2 protein-coding genes are annotated in these 445 nt (G+C 30.8%); both read right to left on the reverse strand.

The annotated features are described in order from the left end of the window. Nucleotides 1–176: helix-turn-helix domain-containing protein (locus KGF36_RS19900; protein ID WP_227854981.1), on the reverse strand; the 176-nt coding region annotated here is incomplete at its 3' end. 7 nt (nucleotides 177–183) lie between these two features. Further along, nucleotides 184–445: IS200/IS605 family transposase (gene tnpA, locus KGF36_RS19905; RefSeq protein ID WP_227854980.1), on the reverse strand; the 262-nt coding region annotated here is incomplete at its 5' end.

The raw sequence follows: 445 nt of genomic DNA on the forward strand, positions 1-445 counted from the left end.
TGTGCAGGTGTAGGATATTTTATTTTCTTAATATCTAAGTCCTTGTTTTCCTCATATGCTTTAATCCTATCGGATAACATAAGATTATATATAAGTCTGCTACATCCAAAAGTTTTAGCAAAATATTCTTTTTGTTCGCTATTTGGATATAATCTATATTTATATGCTCTTAGCATATTATCCCTACTTTCCTTGATTTTCTATGTATTGTTTTACAACATCCAATGGAGCTCCACCAGTTGTTACTAGACAATAACTTTTGCTCCAAAAGTATTCTTTCCATAAGGACTTACGAATACTTGGAAATTCATTCTTTATTCTTCTACTTGATGCTGATTTATAAGCATTTAGCAGTTTAGATATCTCTGTATTTGGTTTTGCTTTGAATAACAAGTGCACATGGTCAATATCATGATTCCATTCTAGCAACTCCACTCCATAATTT

Source organism: Clostridioides sp. ZZV14-6009, assembly GCF_020658095.1.
Classification (GTDB): Bacteria; Bacillota; Clostridia; order Peptostreptococcales; family Peptostreptococcaceae; genus Clostridioides.